Genomic DNA, 16,466 nt, shown 5'->3' with positions numbered 1-16,466 from the left:
CCTTCTGAAGCGTCAGAAGGTGCACAACCGCCTGGTCGGCTCGGTCGGTCCTCGGTGACAATGGGGGCGTGCCTCTCACGCCCGCCCTGTCCTTCGGCCCTCTCGACCCCGCCGCGCAGGACGCCGTGCGCGCGCTCGCCGCGGCGGCGGCCGAGCACGACGGCGTCGCCCCGCTGTCGGAGCAGCCCCTGCTGCGCCTGGGCACGGACGCCGACTGGCTGACCCACGTCGTCGCGCAGGACGGCGACGGCACGACGGTCGGCTACGCCCAGGTCGACCGCGGCGGCGACGACGCGAGCGCGGAGCTCGTCGTGCACCCGGACCACCGCCGGGCCGGCGTGGGCAGCATGCTGCTGCGCACGGTGGAGCGCGACGCGCGCCTGCCGATGTTCTCGGGTGCTCCGGGCCAGCGCGGCAAGCCCCTGCGGGTGTGGGCGCACGGCGCCCTTCCCGCCGCCCGGGGGTTCGCGCAGGCGCGCGGCTACGAGGTGGCCCGCGAGCTGCTCGTGCTGGCGCGCGCGCTCGGTCCCGAGGACGCGGCCCGCGACCTTCCCGAGCTGCCGGGGCTGACGCTGCGCACGGTGCGGCCGGGGGACGACGACGAGGCCTGGGTGCGGCTGAACGCCCGTGCCTTCGCCGACCATCCCGAGCAGGGCCGCCTCACCGTCGACGACCTGCGCGACCGGCAGCGCGAGCCGTGGTTCGACCCCGAGGGCTTCTTCCTCGTCGAGGACGCCGGCGCCCCCGACGCCGCCCCGCTCGCGTACCTGTGGACCAAGGTGGAGACCGGCCCGCTCGACGACGAGGGCGGCACCGGCGAGATCAGGTCCGGGGAGATCTATGCCGTCGGTGTCTCCCCCGAGGCGCAGGGCCGCGGCCTGGGCCGCGCGCTCACCGCCGTCGGGCTGCGCCACCTGGCCCGGGTCGGCTGCGACCGCGCGGTGCTGTACGTGGACGGCGACAACGCGGCCGCGCTGGCCACGTACGCGGGTGCGGGCTTCGAGCGCGCGGCAGCCGACGTCCAGTACGCGCGCCCCGCCGCGCCCGACGAGGCGTAGCACCCCGCGGCCACCCTTGGACACCCGCCGTTCACCCGGCGGTGCCAGGATGGGGGCATGACAGCGTCGCGCCCTCGACCGCCCCGGACCCGCGACGGCCGCGGCCGGAACTCCCCCGCCTCGTCCGACGCCGTCGCGGCCGCCGAGGTGACGGACAGCCGGCCCCGGGCCACCGCCGTCGCGCCGTCGCGCCCGATGGACCCGCAGCTCGCCGCGCACATCGCCGAGCACATCGCGGAGGAGCCCGAGGTCGAGGAGGCCGCGGCGGCCGAGGTCGAGCCCCTGCCCGACGACCGGTTCGCCGAACGCGAGCTGAGCTGGCTCGCGTTCAACGAGCGGGTGCTGGAGCTCGCGGAGGACACGACGCTGCCGCTGCTGGAGCGCGCGCGGTTCCTCGCGATCTTCGCGTCCAACCTGGACGAGTTCTTCATGGTGCGGGTGGCCGGCCTGAAGCGCCGGATCGCCACCGGTATCGCGGTCACCGCGGCGTCGGGCATGAGCCCCCGCCAGGTGCTGGAGTCGATCGGCGACGCGTCGCACCAGCTGATGGCCCGGCACGCGGAGGTGTTCCGCTCCGACGTGCAGCCGGCGCTGGACGCCGAGGGCATCACGATCGTGCACTGGGACGAGCTGGAGGTGCGGGAGCAGGAGCGCCTGCACAAGTTCTTCCGCAAGCAGATCTTCCCGGTGCTGACACCCCTGGCCGTGGACCCGGCGCATCCGTTCCCCTACATCTCGGGGCTGTCGCTGAACCTGGCCGTCGTCGTCGCGAACCCGCTGACCGGCAAGGAGCACTTCGCGCGCGTCAAGGTGCCGCCGCTGCTGCCGCGCTTCATCGCCGTCGACGACCGCGGGCGGCCGTCCGCGCCGACGCCCACGCAGGGCGGCGGCACGCAGACGTCGTTCGTGCCGCTGGAGGAGGTCATCGCCCAGCATCTCGACCACCTGTTCCCGGGCATGGAGGTGCGCGAGAGCCACACGTTCCGCGTCACGCGCAACGAGGACGTGGAGGTCGAGGAGGACGACGCCGAGAACCTCCTGCAGGCGATGGAGAAGGAGCTGCTGCGCCGCCGCTTCGGCCCGCCCGTGCGCCTGGAGCTGGCGCACGGCATCTCGCCGCGCATCCGCGAGCTGCTGGTCCGCGAGCTCGGGGTCGCGGACGAGGAGGTGTACGAGCTGCCCGCGCCGCTCGACCTCACCGGCCTCAACGTCATCGCCGACATCGAGCGCTCGTCGCTGCACTTCCCGCCGTTCGTCCCGACGACGCACCGCCAGCTCGCAGAGGTGGAGTCCGCGACGCCGCGCGACGTGTTCGCCGCGATCCGCGAGCGCGACATCCTGCTGCACCACCCGTACGACTCGTTCTCCACGTCGGTGCAGACGTTCCTCGAGCAGGCCGCGGCCGACCCGGCGGTGCTGGCGATCAAGCAGACGCTGTACCGCACGTCGGGCGACTCCCCCATCGTCGACGCGCTGATCGACGCCGCCGAGGCGGGCAAGCAGGTGCTGGCCCTGGTCGAGATCAAGGCACGGTTCGACGAGCAGGCCAACATCTCCTGGGCGCGCAAGCTCGAGGAGGCGGGCGTGCACGTGGTGTACGGGATCGTGGGCCTCAAGACGCACAGCAAGCTGTCCCTCGTGGTGCGCCAGGAGGCCGACGGGCTGCGGCGGTACTGCCACATCGGCACGGGCAACTACCACCCGAAGACGGCCCGGATGTACACGGACCACGGGCTGCTCACGTGCGACCGCGACGTCGGCCAGGACCTCACGCGCCTGTTCAACCAGCTCTCCGGGTACGCGCCGCAGTCGCGCTTCCACCGCCTGCTGGTGGCGCCGCGCACGGTGCGCTCCGGCCTCATCGAGCGCATCGAGCGCGAGGCGGCCGCCGCCCGGGCGGGCCACGAGGCGTGGGTGCGGATCAAGGTGAACTCCGCCGTGGACGAGGCGACGATCGACGCGCTGTACCGCGCCTCGCAGGCCGGCGTGCACGTCGACCTGGTGGTGCGCGGCATCTGCGCCCTGCGCCCCGGCGTGCCGGGCCTGAGCGAGAACATCCGCGTCCGGTCGATCCTGGGCCGCTTCCTGGAGCACTCGCGCATCTACGCGTTCGCGAACTCCGCGGGCCCGGCGATCGGCGAGGGCCCGGAGTCCGGCCCCGAGGTGTACATCGGCTCGGCGGACCTCATGCACCGCAACCTCGACCGCCGCGTCGAGGCGCTGGTGCGGATCACGGACGAGGGCCAGGTCGCCGAGCTGCTGGAGCTGATGGACCGCTCGATGTCGGACCTCACGTCGACGTGGCACCTGCAGCCCGACGACACCTGGGTGCGGCACGCCGTGGGCCCGGACGGCGAGCCGCTGGAGGACCTGCAGGCGAGCCTCGTGGACCGCCACCGTCGCCGGCCCGAGAGGACCCGGTGAGGGCGGCAGGCGCGCGCCGGTCGGCGGGCGTGGCGGCGTCCCCGCTCGTGAGCAGGCTGGGGGCGACGTCCGTGGAGCACGCGCCGGTCATCGAGTCGGCGGGTGCCCTCGTCTGGCGCGAGCGGGAGGGCCGGCTGCAGGTGCAGCTGGTGCACCGGCCGCGCTACGACGACTGGTCGTGGCCCAAGGGCAAGCTCGAGGCGGGCGAGGCGCTGAACACGACCGCGGCGCGCGAGGTCGCGGAGGAGACCGGAAAGCCCGTGGTCCTGGGCGTGCCGCTGCCCGGCCTGCAGTACCTGACCCCCGAGGGCCGCGTGAAGCGGGTGCACTACTGGGCGGCCCGGCGGGCGACGCGCGCGGACGACGGCGCGGCGCTGACCGCCCGGTACCCGGTGCGGCCGCCGACGCGCGACGAGGTGGACAAGAAGGCGTGGCTCGACGTCGACGCGGCGACGGCGAGGCTGACCCGCGAGGCCGACCGCGGCCCGCTCGAGGCGCTGGTGCAGGCGCACGCGCAGGGCCGGCTCGCCACGCACGCCGTCGTCATCGTGCGGCACGGCAAGGCCCTGGCCCGCGCGGGCTGGCACGGCCCCGAGCAGGACCGCCCGCTGACCCCGACCGGCCACGCCCAGGGCGCGGCGCTCGTGCCGGTGCTCGCGGCGTACGGGGTGACGTCGGTGGTGTCGAGCCGCTGGGAGCGGTGCGCGGCGACCATCGAGCCCTACGTGCGCGCGTCGCACGCCCGGCCGGAGCTGAGCGACCAGCTCGGCGAGGCGGAGCACGAGCGCTCGCCGGCCCGCGTCGCGGCGACCGTGCTCGACCTGCTGGAGTCCGGGCGGTCCTCGGTGCTGTGCACGCACCGCCCCGTGCTCCCGACGGTGCTGGACGTGCTGGGCCAGCACTCGCGCCGCGCGGTGGCGAACGTGCTGCCCTCGCGCGACCCGTTCCTGGAGCCCGGCGACCTGCTCGTGGCGCACGTCGCCGTCACCGGCAAGGGCCCGCGCGTCGTCGCCGTCGAGAAGGTCACGCCGCCCGTCTACTGACCCGCGACGAGCCTGCGGGGCCGCCCTGGCCAGACGCGAGGAGGGCACGCACCGTGGTGACGGTGCGTGCCCTCTCGGCGTGCTGCGGGCCCGACGTCACGTGAGCCAGGGGTGCAGGATCCAGGTCATGATCGCGGCCACGAGGGCGGCGGCGGGGATGGTCAGCACCCAGGCCACGCCGATGTTCTTCGCGACGCCCCACCGCACGGCGGACAGCCGGCGCGTGGCGCCCACGCCCATGATCGCCGAGGTGATCGTGTGGGTCGTGGAGACGGGGGCGTGCAGGATGAACGCGTTGGCGTAGAGCACCAGGGCCGACACGGACTCGGCGACGAAGCCGCGGGCCGGGTCGAGCTCGATGATGCGACGGCCCAGCGTGCGCATGATGCGCCAGCCGCCGGAGTAGGTGCCGAGCGAGATCGCGGCCGCCGCGCCGAGCTTGACCCAGAGCGGGATGCCCGCGTCCGGGTCCGCCCAGCCGACCGTGAGGAGCGCCATGAAGATGACGCCCATCGTCTTCTGCGCGTCCTGGAGACCGTGGCCGAGGGCCATGGCCGCGGCCGAGGCGGTCTGCGCGAGGCGGAACCGGCGCGTCACCTTCGACGGCGCCTTGTTCCGGAAGATCCAGAGCACGGCCACCATGACGACGTAGGCGCCGATGAAGCCGATGAGCGGCGAGAAGACCATCGGCAGCACGACCTTGTCGATGATCGCCTGGCCGTAGATGGGCAGCCCCGCCGCGAGCCCGGCGCCCACCAGACCGCCGATGAGCGAGTGCGTGGACGACGACGGCAGGCCGAACCACCAGGTGATGAGGTTCCAGGCGATGGCGCCGAGCAACGCGCACAGCACCACGATGAGCGCGGTGTGGTTGGACGCGTCCTGCAGGTCGACGATCGACGTCGCGATGGTCTCCGCGACCTCGGTGCCGAGCAGCGCCCCGACGAAGTTCATGACGGCCGCCATGCCCAGCGCGACGCGCGGGGTCAGGGCCCGGGTCGAGACCGAGGTGGCGATCGCGTTGGCCGCGTCGTGGAACCCGTTCGTGTAGTCGAAGCCGAGGGCGATCGCCACGACGAAGACGACGAGAGCCGCCTCCACCGTCAGGACTCCTTGAGGGCGATGGTCTCGACCATGTTCGCGACCCGCTCGAAGGCGTCGGCGCCCTCCTCGAGCATGTCGACGATCTCCTTGAGCTTGATGAGCAGCACCGGGTCGGTGGTGTCGTCGAACAGCTGCGCGATGAGCTCGCGGTGCAGCTTGTCGCCCTGGTTCTCCAGCCGGTTGATCTCGACCCAGTAGTCGGACAGCTGGTCCATGGAGCGCAGGCGCGGCATGGCCTCGGCGGTGAGCTCGGCGCAGCGCTGCAGCACCTGCACCTGCTCGGAGACCCGGATCGGCAGCTCGTCGACCTTGTACAGGACGATGAGGTCGCCGGCCTCCTCCATGGCGTCCATGCAGTCGTCGAGCGCGGAGGCCAGGCCGTAGATGTCGTCCCGGTCGAACGGGGTGACGAACGTCTGGTTCAGGCGCCGCATGATCGAGTGGGCGGCGTCGTCGGCGATGTGCTCGGCCTCGTTGAGCCGACGCACGATCCCTTCGCGCTCCTGCCGTGACGCCCCGAGCAGCTCCGCCAGGAGCGATGCTCCCGTCACGTTGTGCTGTGCGAGGGTCGCCAGCATGTCGAAATAGGTCGTGTCGCGCGGTGTCAGGCGCAGGCGCACGTGTGGCTCCTGAGGTCGAAGACGCTGAGACTCTCACAGACTAGAGGTGGCGATCCTGGCGCGACCAGTTGAACGCGCGCTGAACGCTTCCCCCTGCGGGCTGCGTGAACTCGGGTGAGGTGCGACGCCGGACCGGGAGCGCCTCTCGGCGCGTGGCCGCTCGAAGCGGCTGAAGATGGAGCCCGGGGCTACCGCGGCCCGACGTCGCGCGAACATCGTAAGCCCCGCCGTCGCCGCGTTCCGAACACGCAGGTCACGCCGTGGTCGATCAGCCGAGCGTCCCGGCCCGCCACGAGGCGGCCGCCCGCTCCAGCTCCTCCGCGGTGCGCACGAGGTCGGCGGCCCCGCGGGTCATCCGGGTGGCCCCGTCCGGGTCGGCCACCTCGCGCGCGTCGGCGTCGAAGGCGGCGCCGGTCGCGAGGATGCGGCAGAACGACGCGGCGCGCTCGAGCGCCACGGCCAGGTCCCCGGCGAAGACGCCGGACAGGACGTCGTCCGCGAGCGCCCGCAGGTCCTCGGGAGCGGGCGGGCGCGGCACCCCGGCCACGACCTCGTGCACGGGGGCCGCGTCGACGCCGAGCCGGTACCGCAGGCCCACGGTCCGCGGGTCGCGACGCACCCACTCGCGCAGCACGTACAGCCGCCACAGGGCGCCCGGCAGGGAGACGGCGGCGGCGTCGGACCAGAGGGCGGCGACGACGTCGAGCCCCTCCCGCTCGACGAGGCGGACGAGGCGGTCCACGACGACGGGGTCCTCGGCGGCGCGCGACCGGTGCACGACGGCGCGGGCGGTGGTGTGCGCGACCTCGTCGCGCAGCGCCGGGTCGAGGTCGCCCGGGATCTGCTCCGCGGTCTGCGGGTCGAGCATGGCGGGTCGGCGGTGCCTGCGCGGCTCGGGTGCGTCGTTCACCGGTCCAGTCTCACCCCGCGCCGCCTCGGGGCGTGTCCCGCCTGCTCAGCGCGCCGACACCGCGACCCCGACCTAGCATCGAAGGACGCAGGACTGCCGACCGATCCGAGGACGATCATGACGAGCCCAGCACCTGGTTCCGCGGCGCACAGCGCCCACCGCAAGGCCACGGCCCTCGCCTTCGCGGCGGCCGTCGGCGGCTTCCTCTTCGGGTTCGACTCGTCGGTGATCAACGGCGCCGTCGACGCGATCCAGGGGCAGTTCAGCCTGAGCTCCACCGTGACGGGCCTGGTCGTGGCGATCGCCCTGCTCGGGTGCGCGCTGGGCGCCTGGTCGGGCGGCAAGCTGGCGGACCGGTGGGGCCGCACGCACGTGATGGTGCTGGGCGCCGTGCTGTTCTTCGTCTCGTCGATCCTGTCGGCGATCGCGTGGAGCGCGTGGGACCTCGCGGTCTGGCGGTTCATGGCCGGTGTCGGCATCGGTATCGCCTCGGTGATCGCGCCCGCGTACATCGCGGAGATCGCGCCGGCGGTCATGCGCGGGCGGCTCGGCTCGCTGCAGCAGCTCGCGATCACGGTCGGTATCTTCGCGGCCCTGCTGTCGGACCAGATCCTCGCGACGGCGGCGGGCAGCGCGGCGAACGAGCTGTGGTTCGGCTGGGAGGCCTGGCGCTGGATGTTCCTGGTCGCGGTCATCCCCGCGGCGGTCTACGGGATCCTCGCGATGCGGATGCCGGAGTCGCCCCGCTACCTGGTGACGAAGGGGCGCGACGACGAGGCCCGCACGGTCCTCGCGTCGGTGCTCGGCCCGGACGAGCATCCCGACGACCGGATCTCCGAGATCCATCGCTCGATCGCCACGGACGAGGCGAACTCCGAGCTGGGCACGCTGCGCGGGAACCGCTTCGGGCTGAAGCCGATCGTCTGGGTCGGCATCGTCATGGCGATCTTCCAGCAGTTCGTCGGGATCAACGTGATCTTCTACTACTCGACGACGCTGTGGCAGGCGGTCGGTTTCGACGAGTCGCAGGCCTTCCTGGTCTCGACGATCACGTCGGTCACCAACGTGGCGGTCACGTTCATCGCGATCGCCCTCATCGACAAGGTGGGGCGGCGGCCGCTGCTCCTCGTGGGCTCGGCGGGCATGGCAGTCTCGCTCGGCCTGATGGCGCTGGCGTTCACGCAGGCGACCGGGAGCGGCGACTCGATCACCCTCGGTGCCCCCTGGAACGGCATCGCGCTGGTGTGCGCCAACGCGTTCGTGGTGTTCTTCGGCGCCACGTGGGGCCCGCTGATGTGGGTGCTGCTGGGCGAGATGTTCCCCAACCGCATCCGCGCCGCCGCGCTGGGCGTGGGCGCGGCCGCCAACTGGATCGCGAACTTCGCGATCACCCTGACGTTCCCGCCGATGCTCGCGACGTTCGGCCCGTCCATCCCCTACCTGATGTACGCGGTCTTCGCGGCGCTGTCGTTCTTCTTCGTGCTGGGCAAGATCCCGGAGACGAAGGGCGTCGAGCTCGAGGACATGGCGGGCGAGGCGTTCAAGCGCGCCTGACCCGCGCCTCCACCCACGGGCACCGGCACCGGCCCGTCGCGTCCGCCCTGGACGCGGCGGGCCGCCGTCGTCCCCGTGCTCGGACGCTCCGACCTGGACACTTGCTTGCTGCAAGCACTGCGCGTATGTTTGCACTCTGCAATCAGTCGACCCGTCGGGTCGCACCGCTCCGGCCCTCGGCCCCGAGCACCCTCGCTCCTCTCACAAAGGCCCTGCCATGCCTGTTGCCCGCACCGCGGCCCGCGAGCTCGTGGAGACGCTCGAAGAGCTCTCCCGCGCCCAGCGCGAGGCCGCCATGCGCGTGGCGCGCGACCTGGACCTCCCCCGCGCCGGACTCGGCGCCCTGCACATGCTCACGCGGTGCGGGCGCGTCCAGCTCACGGACGTCGCCGCCAAGCTCCGCGTCGACGTCTCCGTCGCGAGCCGCCAGGTCAGCGCCCTCGTCGACGCCGGCCTCGTGCTCCGCACGGTGGACGACGACGACCGGCGCGTGCGCTACCTCGCCCTGACGGACGCCGGCCGCGACTTCGCGGAGGCGTCCTTCCGCCGTATCGACGACCTCGTCTCCGAAGCCTTCTCCGACTGGTCGGACGAAGACCTCGCCGAGGCCACCTCCCGGATCCGCAGCGTCGCGGCCGCCCTCACCACGACCCATGACCGCGCCCAGGCGCAGGAGGAGATCCCCGCCCGATGAGTCAGTCCCCCAGCCCGGCGCCCGCGGTGCCGGACCTGTCCGCCCCGCCGGCCCCGGCGATGTCCCGCCGCGAGGTGCTCGAGGCCCTCTCGGGCATCCTCCTCGGCGTCTTCGTGTCCCTGCTCGGCTCGACGATCGTCTCGACGTCGCTGCCCCGGATCGTCAACGAGCTCGGCGGCTCCCAGCACTCCTACACATGGGTCGTCACGGCCATGCTGCTGACGATGACGATCTCGACCCCCCTGTGGGGCAAGCTCGCCGACCTCACGAACCGCAAGACCCTCATGCAGATCGCGCTGGCGATCACCGTCGTCTCCGCGGCTGCCGCCGGTCTCTCGCAGAACATCGAGATGCTCATCGGCTTCCGCGCCCTGCAGGGCATCGGCGCGGGCGGCCTCACCGCCCTCGCGACGGTCCTCATGGCCGACATCATCAGCCCGCGCGAGCGGGGCAAGTACATGGGCCTCATGGGCGGCGTCATGGCGGTCGGCCAGATCGGCGGCCCGCTGCTCGGCGGCGTGCTCACCGACTCGTTCGGCTGGCGCTGGTGCTTCTTCGTCGCCGTCCCGTTCGCCATCGTGGCGTTCGTCGTGCTGCAGAAGACGCTGCACCTGCCCACGCGCGAGCAGCGCGCCGTGAAGATCGACTACGCGGGCGCCGTGCTCATCGCCGTCGCCGTCGCGCTGCTGCTCCTGTGGGTCACCTTCGCGGGCGACCAGTTCGAGTGGGCGTCCTGGCAGACCGCGGCCATGGTCGGCGGCGCCGTCGTGGCGCTCGTTGCCGCCGGCTTCGTGGAGCGCGCCGCGGCGGAGCCGATCATCCCGCTGCACCTGTTCAAGAACCGCACGTTCGTGCTCGCGGTGGTCGCGTCCGCCTCCGTCGGCGTCGCCATGTTCGGCACCGCCGTGTTCCTCAGCCAGTACTTCCAGCTGGCCCGCGGCAAGACGCCCACCGAGTCCGGCCTGCTCACCATCCCGATGGTGGTCGGCACGATGCTCGCCGGCATCGTCCTGGGCCGCATCATCTCCAACACCGGCCGCTACAAGGCGATCATGGTGGGCGGCGCCGTCCTCCTGACCGGCTCGCTGTACGGCCTGTCGACCATCGAGGTGGACACGAGCTTCGTCCTCATCTCGGTGTTCCTGTTCGGCCTGGGCCTGTCGGTCGGCGCGCTGATGCAGAACCTGGTGCTGGCCACGCAGAACACGCTCGACGTGCACGAGATGGGCGCCGGCACCTCCGGCGTCGCGTTCTTCCGCTCCCTCGGCGGCGCGATCGGCGTCTCCGCCCTGGGCGCGGTGATGGCCTCGCACATCAAGTCGGACCTGGTCACCGGCCTCGCGAAGCTCGGCATCCCCGCCGACGCCATGGGCGCCGGCTCGGGCGCCGTCCCCGACCTGGCCGCCCTCCCCGCGCCGGTGCAGACCGTCGTCGAGTCCGCCTACTCGGACGGCATCACGACGATCTTCCTGTACGCCGTCCCGATGGCGGTGATCTCGCTGATCGCCGTGCTGTTCATCAAGGAGGTCCCGCTGGGCAAGCGCTCCGGCATCGAGCAGGTGCTCGACGAGGAGAAGGACGCCGCGGCGGCCGCCTCGGCGCCGGCCGCGACCGCCGCCGAGCGGGCCTGACACCGGCGAAAACACCGGACGGGGCCGATTTCACCCGCTGCGGCCCCGTCCGGGCGCAACTTCCCCCGGTGGCGGCGTTCCCGTTTGCCTCGGCGAAGCCTCATGATGGGCGCATGCACGACGCAGCCGCCCCGTCAATGCCAGACCCGGCCACCGACCCGTTCGGTGCTCTCGAACGAGAGATCCGGGTGCTGATCCGTCGCGCCCAGTCGTCCGCGGCCCAGACCGCCCGGCGGGTGCATCCTGAGCTCGAGGCGTCGGCGTACCCGATCCTCGCGCACATCGACTCCCATCCGGGGATCCGTGGCTCCGACCTCGCCGCCCACTTCGGCGTCGGGCGGGCCACGGTCTCCCGACAGCTGAGCCGGCTCGTGGACCTCGGCCTCGTGCACCGCGAGGTCGACCCCGAGGACACGCGCGGCCAGCGCATCACCCTCACCGCCGACGGCGCGGCCCGGTTCGCCCGGGCGCGCGACCGCCGCATCGAGATGTACAAGGACGCGTTCGGCGACTGGGACGAGGCCGACGTCTCGCAGCTCGCGACGCTGCTGCACCGCTACTCGGACGACTTCGTCCGATGGCGCGACACGCGCCCCTGACCCCACCGCCGACGGCGGGCAGACGAACGGCGAGGACCCGACCCGGGTCCTCGCCGTTCCTCGTCCCCGGCGTCAGCCGACGAGCCGCGCGCGGAGCGCGTCGAGCATGGGGGCGTCGCCGCCGTGCGCCAGGAACCAGCCCTGCGCGCCGCCGTCGTGCTCCGCGAGCCGGTCGAGCACCGACTCGATGGCCCACCCCGGCGCGGTCACGAGCTCCGGGGGCAGCTTCGCCAGCAGGTGCGCGTCCGGGACGGCGAGGTTGGCCGTCACCGCCGCGCGCGCCATCACGTCGCGCATGTGCGGGCCGGTGCGCTCGTAGTCGGCGACGACGGCCTCCCGGTCGACGCCGAGCAGCGCGAGCACCAGGGCCACCGTGACGCCCGTGCGGTCCTTGCCGGCCGTGCAGTGCACGAGGACCGGCGCGTCGGCGGTCGCGATCAGCCGTACCGCCTCGACGAGGTGCCCGGCGCCCGGCTCGTCGAGCATCGACACGTACAGGTCCCCCAGGGCGGGAACCACCATGGGCCCGGCCGACGCCGCCATGGCCGTGCCGTTCAGCACCGGCAGCGGAACCACGCGCGCGACGGACGACAGCGGGTGCGCCTCGCCGTTCTCCCCGGGGTCGCGCAGGTCGAGCACGGTGCGCGGGGGCCAGGCGACCCCCTCGGGGGCCCGGTCGCCCGACCGGGGCGCGTCCGAACGCAGCAGCGCCCCGGGCCTCAGGCCCGGGGCGGCGGTCGCGACGTCGCGCAGGTTGACCAGGTGGTCGGGGACGGACGACGGCGCGACGGGCGCCGCGCCGAGCGCGAGGTCGGCGTCGGACATGGGCGTGGCGGGCACGGGCTCGGTCACCTGCCCGACCTTAGCCCCGACCCGCCCGGAGCGCTGCGGGTGGGATCGTGGCCCCATCTCATGGCGGACCAGAGGCCGCGAGCCCACCCGCGACGGCGGGTCGGTCAGGTCTCCGTGGGCTCGAACGACAGGCTCAGCGAGTTCATGCAGAACCGGTCGCCGGTGGGCGTCTGCGGCGCGTCGTCGAAGACGTGCCCCAGGTGCGAGCCGCAGCGCGCGCAGCGCACCTCGGTGCGGAGCATGCCGTGCGACCGGTCCTCCAGCAGCTCCACGCTGTCGCCCGCGAGGGGCGTGTAGAACGACGGCCAGCCGCAGTGCGAGTCGAACTTGGTCTCGCTGCGGAACAGCTCGTGGCCGCACGCGCGACAGCGGTACACGCCCACGCGCTTCTCGTCGAGCAGCTCCCCGGTCCAGGGCCGCTCGGTGCCCGCCTGCCGCAGCACGGCGAACTCCTGCGGGGAGAGCTCCACCTGCCACTGCTCGTCGGGCTTGGTGACTTCGTACGTCATCTGACACCTCCGTCGTGGTCAACCGGGGACGTGCCGTGGGTGTTCCGCGCCGGGGCGTGACGAGCACGCCCCGGAGCGGGACCGGTCAGGCCTGGGGTGCGGAGCCGCCGTGACCCCGGCCGCGGCCGCCGCGGCGACGGCGGCGCGCCGGCGCCGAGCCGTCCGCGCGGACGGCCGACGACCCCGGCGCCTGCGAGCGCTGCCCCTGGCCGCGTCCGCCCTGGACCTGACCACCGTGCGCCTGACCACCGCGCGCCTGAGCACCGTGCGCCTGGCCCCCCTGGGACTGCCCGCCCTGCGGGCGTCCGCCGCGGGACTGACCGCCGTGGCCGCCCTGACCGCCCTGGGCGGGCCGGCCGGAGCCCTTGCGCCGCTGCGGCGCGGGGGCCGCCGGGGCGGGCGGCGCCACGTACGGCGCGACCTCGCCCACGAGGGCGGTGACGGTTGCGTCGCCGGGCACGACCTGCTGGGGGCGGGCGGTGATCTTCGCCTTGCGCGTGAGGTCGCGGACGTCGCCGCGCTGCTCGGGCAGCATGACGGTGACGACGTCACCGCCGGAGCCCGCGCGGGCCGTGCGGCCGGAGCGGTGCAGGTACGCCTTGTGCTCCGCCGGCGGGTCCACGTGCACGACGAGCTCGACGTCGTCGACGTGGATGCCGCGCGCGGCGATGTCCGTGGCCACCAGCACCTTGACGTCGCCGGACGAGAACGCCGCGAGGTTGCGCTCGCGCGCGCCCTGGCCGAGGTTGCCGTGCAGGTCGACCGCCGGCACGCCGGCGCCGGTGAGCTGCTTGGCGAGCTTCTTCGCCTGGTGCTTGGTGCGCGTGAACAGGACGCGGCGGCCGGTGCCCGACGCGAGCTCGTGCACCACGTCCTTCTTCGCGTCGGCGTCCGCCACGGCGAGGATGTGGTGCGTCATCTGGGGCGGGGGCGCGGCGGCCTCGTCGACCGAGTGCGTCACCGGGTTCTTGAGGTAGCGCTTGACCAGCACGTCGACGCCGTTGTCCAGCGTCGCCGAGAACAGCAGCCGCTGGCCCTGGACCGGTGTGCGGTCCATGATCCGCTTCACGCCGGGCAGGAAGCCGAGGTCGGCCATGTGGTCGGCCTCGTCGAGCACGGTGATCTCGACGTCGTCGAGCGTGAGGTGCTTCTGGCCGAGCAGGTCCTCGAGGCGGCCGGGGCAGGCGATGACGACGTCGACGCCCGCGTTCAGGGCGTTGACCTGGCGGGACTGGGCGACGCCGCCGAAGACGGTGGTCGTCACGAGGCCGAGCGCCTTCGCGAGCGGCTCCATCGTGGCGTTGATCTGGTTGGCGAGCTCGCGCGTCGGGCAGAGCACGAGGGCGCGGGGGCGCGCGGCACGACGGCGCGGGCGGCCCGCGGCGACCGCCTGCGCGGCCGACGTCGCGAGCCGCGTCACGACCGGCAGCGAGAACGCGAGCGTCTTGCCGGAGCCGGTGCGGCCGCGGCCGAGCACGTCGGCGCCGGCGAGCGTGTCGGGCAGCGACGCGGACTGGATGGGGAACGGGGTGGTGATGCCCTGGTCCGTGAGCTCACGGACGACAGGCGTGGGCAGGCCGAAGCCGGCGAAGTCAGACACAGAGAAAGGCCTCTCGGGCTGGGACGTTCGAGGACGTCGAGGGTCGGGGTCCGCCGCACGCAATCCGGGGGGATCTCCACGACGCGGGGCGCGCGGACGCGCAGCCACCTCCAGCATTGTCGCACGTCCCGCCGTGGGCACCGGGCCGGGCGCCCAGGCAGGCGTGGTGGAATGACCGGCGTGGACGACTTCCTCGCGAACGCCGGCGACGTGCTGACGCAGATCTGGACGGCCGCCACCACCCCGGTGCCGCCCCCGCCGCAGGCGGTGGTGCTGTCGGCGGGGCTGGTCGCGCTCGCCGTCGTGCTGGTCACCCCCGTGTGGCGGGTGGCCCGGCACGTCGTGACGATCGCGCACGAGGGCGCGCACGCCGTGGCCGCGATGGTCACCGGACGGCGGCTGGACGGGATCCGCCTGCACTCCGACACGTCGGGGCTGACGGTCTCGGCCGGGCGCCCGCGCGGGTTCGGGATGATCGTCACGGCGTTCGCGGGCTACGTGGGACCGGGCCTCACCGGGCTCGGCGCCGCATGGCTGCTGCGGCACGGCTACGCCGTCGGGCTGCTGTGGCTCCTGGTGCTGCTGCTCGCCCTCCTGCTCCTGAAGATCCGCAACTGGTTCGGGCTCTGGTCGATCCTCGTGAGCGGCGCCGCGCTCGTCGCCGTCTCGTGGTGGCTCGACGCCGCCACGCAGGCCGCCGTCGCGTACGCCGTCACGTGGTTCCTGCTGCTCGGCTCCGTGCGCCCGGTCCTGGAGATGCAGGCCCAGCGCACCCGCGGCCGCGCACGCCGGTCCGACGCCGACCAGCTCGCGGCGCTCACCCACACCACCGGGATCCTGTGGGTCGCGGTGTTCCTGCTCGTCACGGTGGGCTGCCTGCTGCTGGGCGCGACCTGGATCGTCGAGCCCGCGACCTGACCGTCACATCCGGGCGTACCGCGCGCGGGCGAACGAGTACACGCCGTAGGCGGCGATCCCCACACCGGTGACGACCAGCAGCACCGTGCCGAAGGGCTGGTCGCGGATGGTCCGCAGCGCGTCGTCGAGCCCGCCGGCCTTCTGCGGGTCCGCCGTGACAGCGGCCGCCACGGACAGCCCGCCGACGACCGCGAGGGCGACGCCCTTGGCGATGTAGCCGACCTGCCCCAGCCGGAGCACGGCCTGGCCGACCGCACCGCCCCCGGTCCCCCGCAGGTCGTCGAGGAAGGTCTTGCGCCCGCCCTTGACCCCGTGGAACACGCCCACGCCGACGACGACGAGGCCGACCGCCGTGACGAGCCAGCGCCCCGCGGGGGCCGCCATCAGGTCCGCGGCGACGCCCTCCTCGGAACCGCCGCGGCCCGACGCCCCGGTCACGACGCCGACCGCCGTGGCCGCCAGCACCGCGTAGAGCACCGCCTTGCCGCCGGCCTTCACCCGCGAGCCGACCTCCTTCGCGGTGTCGGCCCCGGGGACGCCCGCCAGGGCCTCCGTGAGCTGCCACAGCGCGAGCGCCGCGAAGCCCGCCGCCGTCAGCCACAGGAGTAGGGCGCCGCCGGGCGCCGCAGCGAGCTCCCGCAGCGCGCCCTGCTGGTCCGCGCTCCCGCTCGAGGAGCCCAGGGCGAGGCGGACGGCAAGCCAACCCAGCAGCAGGTGCAGCACCCCCGACGCGACGTAGCCGGCGCGGGCGAGACCCCGCAGCAGAGGGCTGCGGTTCGCCCGGCGAGGGGCGTCTCCGGGGGACACGGACGGCGTCGAAGGCACGGGCGCTCACCTTTCTCGCGCCGCACGGGTCCCGGCGCGGGTCACACAGTGGCGCAGCAGGTGCTTGTCCGCCACCCGCGGCGGTGCCGGACGCACGACGGCCGGGCACGAGGTCGTCCCTCGTG

The 16,466-nt window shown here is 73.7% G+C and carries 15 protein-coding genes; 8 read left to right on the top strand and 7 right to left on the bottom strand.

Annotated elements, in window-relative coordinates; all coding sequences use genetic code 11:
• Positions 1-68: 68 nt before the first annotated feature.
• The 3 genes from mshD (at position 69) to ACFWDO_RS19230 (ending at position 4,525) form a co-directional block, all read left to right on the top strand.
• Entirely contained in the window at positions 69-1,058 is a 990-nt protein-coding gene (mshD, locus tag ACFWDO_RS19240) for a mycothiol synthase (RefSeq protein ID WP_380323243.1), read from the top strand.
• A 195-nt stretch (positions 1,059-1,253) separates the two neighbouring features.
• Entirely contained in the window at positions 1,254-3,482 is a 2,229-nt protein-coding gene (locus ACFWDO_RS19235; RefSeq protein ID WP_380323250.1) for an RNA degradosome polyphosphate kinase, read from the top strand.
• Positions 3,483-3,529: 47 nt separating this feature from the next.
• On the top strand, positions 3,530-4,525 hold the full coding sequence (locus tag ACFWDO_RS19230; protein ID WP_380323240.1) for an NUDIX domain-containing protein: 996 nt from the start codon (positions 3,530-3,532) through the stop codon (positions 4,523-4,525).
• Positions 4,526-4,621: 96 nt separating this feature from the next.
• Here the strand turns inward: ACFWDO_RS19230 and ACFWDO_RS19225 are convergent, their stop codons facing one another.
• From ACFWDO_RS19225 to ACFWDO_RS19215, 3 genes are all read right to left on the bottom strand, one after another.
• A complete protein-coding gene (locus ACFWDO_RS19225) occupies positions 4,622-5,626 on the bottom strand; it encodes an anion permease (RefSeq protein ID WP_380323237.1) in 1,005 nt (334 codons plus the stop codon).
• 2 nt (positions 5,627-5,628) lie between these two features.
• On the bottom strand, positions 5,629-6,249 hold the full coding sequence (locus ACFWDO_RS19220; protein WP_380323234.1) for a DUF47 domain-containing protein: 621 nt from the start codon (positions 6,247-6,249) through the stop codon (positions 5,629-5,631).
• Positions 6,250-6,517: 268 nt separating this feature from the next.
• Positions 6,518-7,117, bottom strand: a complete 600-nt coding sequence (locus ACFWDO_RS19215) for a hypothetical protein (protein WP_380323246.1) — start codon at positions 7,115-7,117, stop codon at positions 6,518-6,520.
• 159 nt (positions 7,118-7,276) lie between these two features.
• On the opposite strand from ACFWDO_RS19215, the gene ACFWDO_RS19210 reads away from it, so the two are divergent.
• From ACFWDO_RS19210 to ACFWDO_RS19195, 4 genes are all read left to right on the top strand, one after another.
• Entirely contained in the window at positions 7,277-8,713 is a 1,437-nt protein-coding gene (locus ACFWDO_RS19210) for a sugar porter family MFS transporter (protein WP_380323231.1), read from the top strand.
• Between the two features lie 217 nt (positions 8,714-8,930).
• Entirely contained in the window at positions 8,931-9,407 is a 477-nt protein-coding gene (locus ACFWDO_RS19205) for a MarR family winged helix-turn-helix transcriptional regulator (RefSeq protein WP_380323228.1), read from the top strand.
• Entirely contained in the window at positions 9,404-11,038 is a 1,635-nt protein-coding gene (locus ACFWDO_RS19200; RefSeq protein WP_380323225.1) for an MDR family MFS transporter, read from the top strand. Before ACFWDO_RS19205 ends, ACFWDO_RS19200 begins: the two co-directional genes overlap by 4 nt.
• A 113-nt stretch (positions 11,039-11,151) precedes the next feature.
• Positions 11,152-11,637 (top strand): MarR family winged helix-turn-helix transcriptional regulator, encoded by a 486-nt coding sequence (locus tag ACFWDO_RS19195; RefSeq protein ID WP_380323222.1) that lies wholly within the window; start codon positions 11,152-11,154, stop codon positions 11,635-11,637.
• Between the two features lie 72 nt (positions 11,638-11,709).
• On the opposite strand, the gene ACFWDO_RS19190 is transcribed toward ACFWDO_RS19195, so the two are convergent.
• From ACFWDO_RS19190 to ACFWDO_RS19180, 3 genes are all read right to left on the bottom strand, one after another.
• Entirely contained in the window at positions 11,710-12,489 is a 780-nt protein-coding gene (locus ACFWDO_RS19190; protein ID WP_380323219.1) for a tyrosine-protein phosphatase, read from the bottom strand.
• Positions 12,490-12,593: 104 nt separating this feature from the next.
• Positions 12,594-12,998 carry a peptide-methionine (R)-S-oxide reductase MsrB gene (gene msrB, locus ACFWDO_RS19185; protein WP_380323216.1) on the bottom strand — a complete coding sequence of 135 codons (405 nt, stop codon included), beginning with the start codon at positions 12,996-12,998 and terminating at the stop codon, positions 12,594-12,596.
• Between the two features lie 85 nt (positions 12,999-13,083).
• Complete coding sequence (locus ACFWDO_RS19180; protein ID WP_380323213.1) at positions 13,084-14,598, bottom strand: DEAD/DEAH box helicase; 1,515 nt, start codon at positions 14,596-14,598, stop codon at positions 13,084-13,086.
• A 171-nt stretch (positions 14,599-14,769) separates the two neighbouring features.
• Between ACFWDO_RS19180 and ACFWDO_RS19175 the strand changes: the two genes are divergently transcribed.
• Complete coding sequence (locus ACFWDO_RS19175; protein ID WP_380323210.1) at positions 14,770-15,516, top strand: M50 family metallopeptidase; 747 nt, start codon at positions 14,770-14,772, stop codon at positions 15,514-15,516.
• A 3-nt stretch (positions 15,517-15,519) separates the two neighbouring features.
• On the opposite strand, the gene ACFWDO_RS19170 is transcribed toward ACFWDO_RS19175, so the two are convergent.
• Positions 15,520-16,341 carry a DUF1206 domain-containing protein gene (locus tag ACFWDO_RS19170; protein WP_380323207.1) on the bottom strand — a complete coding sequence of 274 codons (822 nt, stop codon included), beginning with the start codon at positions 16,339-16,341 and terminating at the stop codon, positions 15,520-15,522.
• Positions 16,342-16,466: the final 125 nt, after the last annotated feature.

The sequence above is a fragment of the Isoptericola sp. NPDC060185 genome (assembly GCF_042728595.1).
GTDB lineage: Bacteria > Actinomycetota > Actinomycetes > Actinomycetales > Cellulomonadaceae > Isoptericola.
Note: the sequence above shows the minus strand (reverse complement) of the source record. Positions and strands in the feature narration are given on the sequence as shown.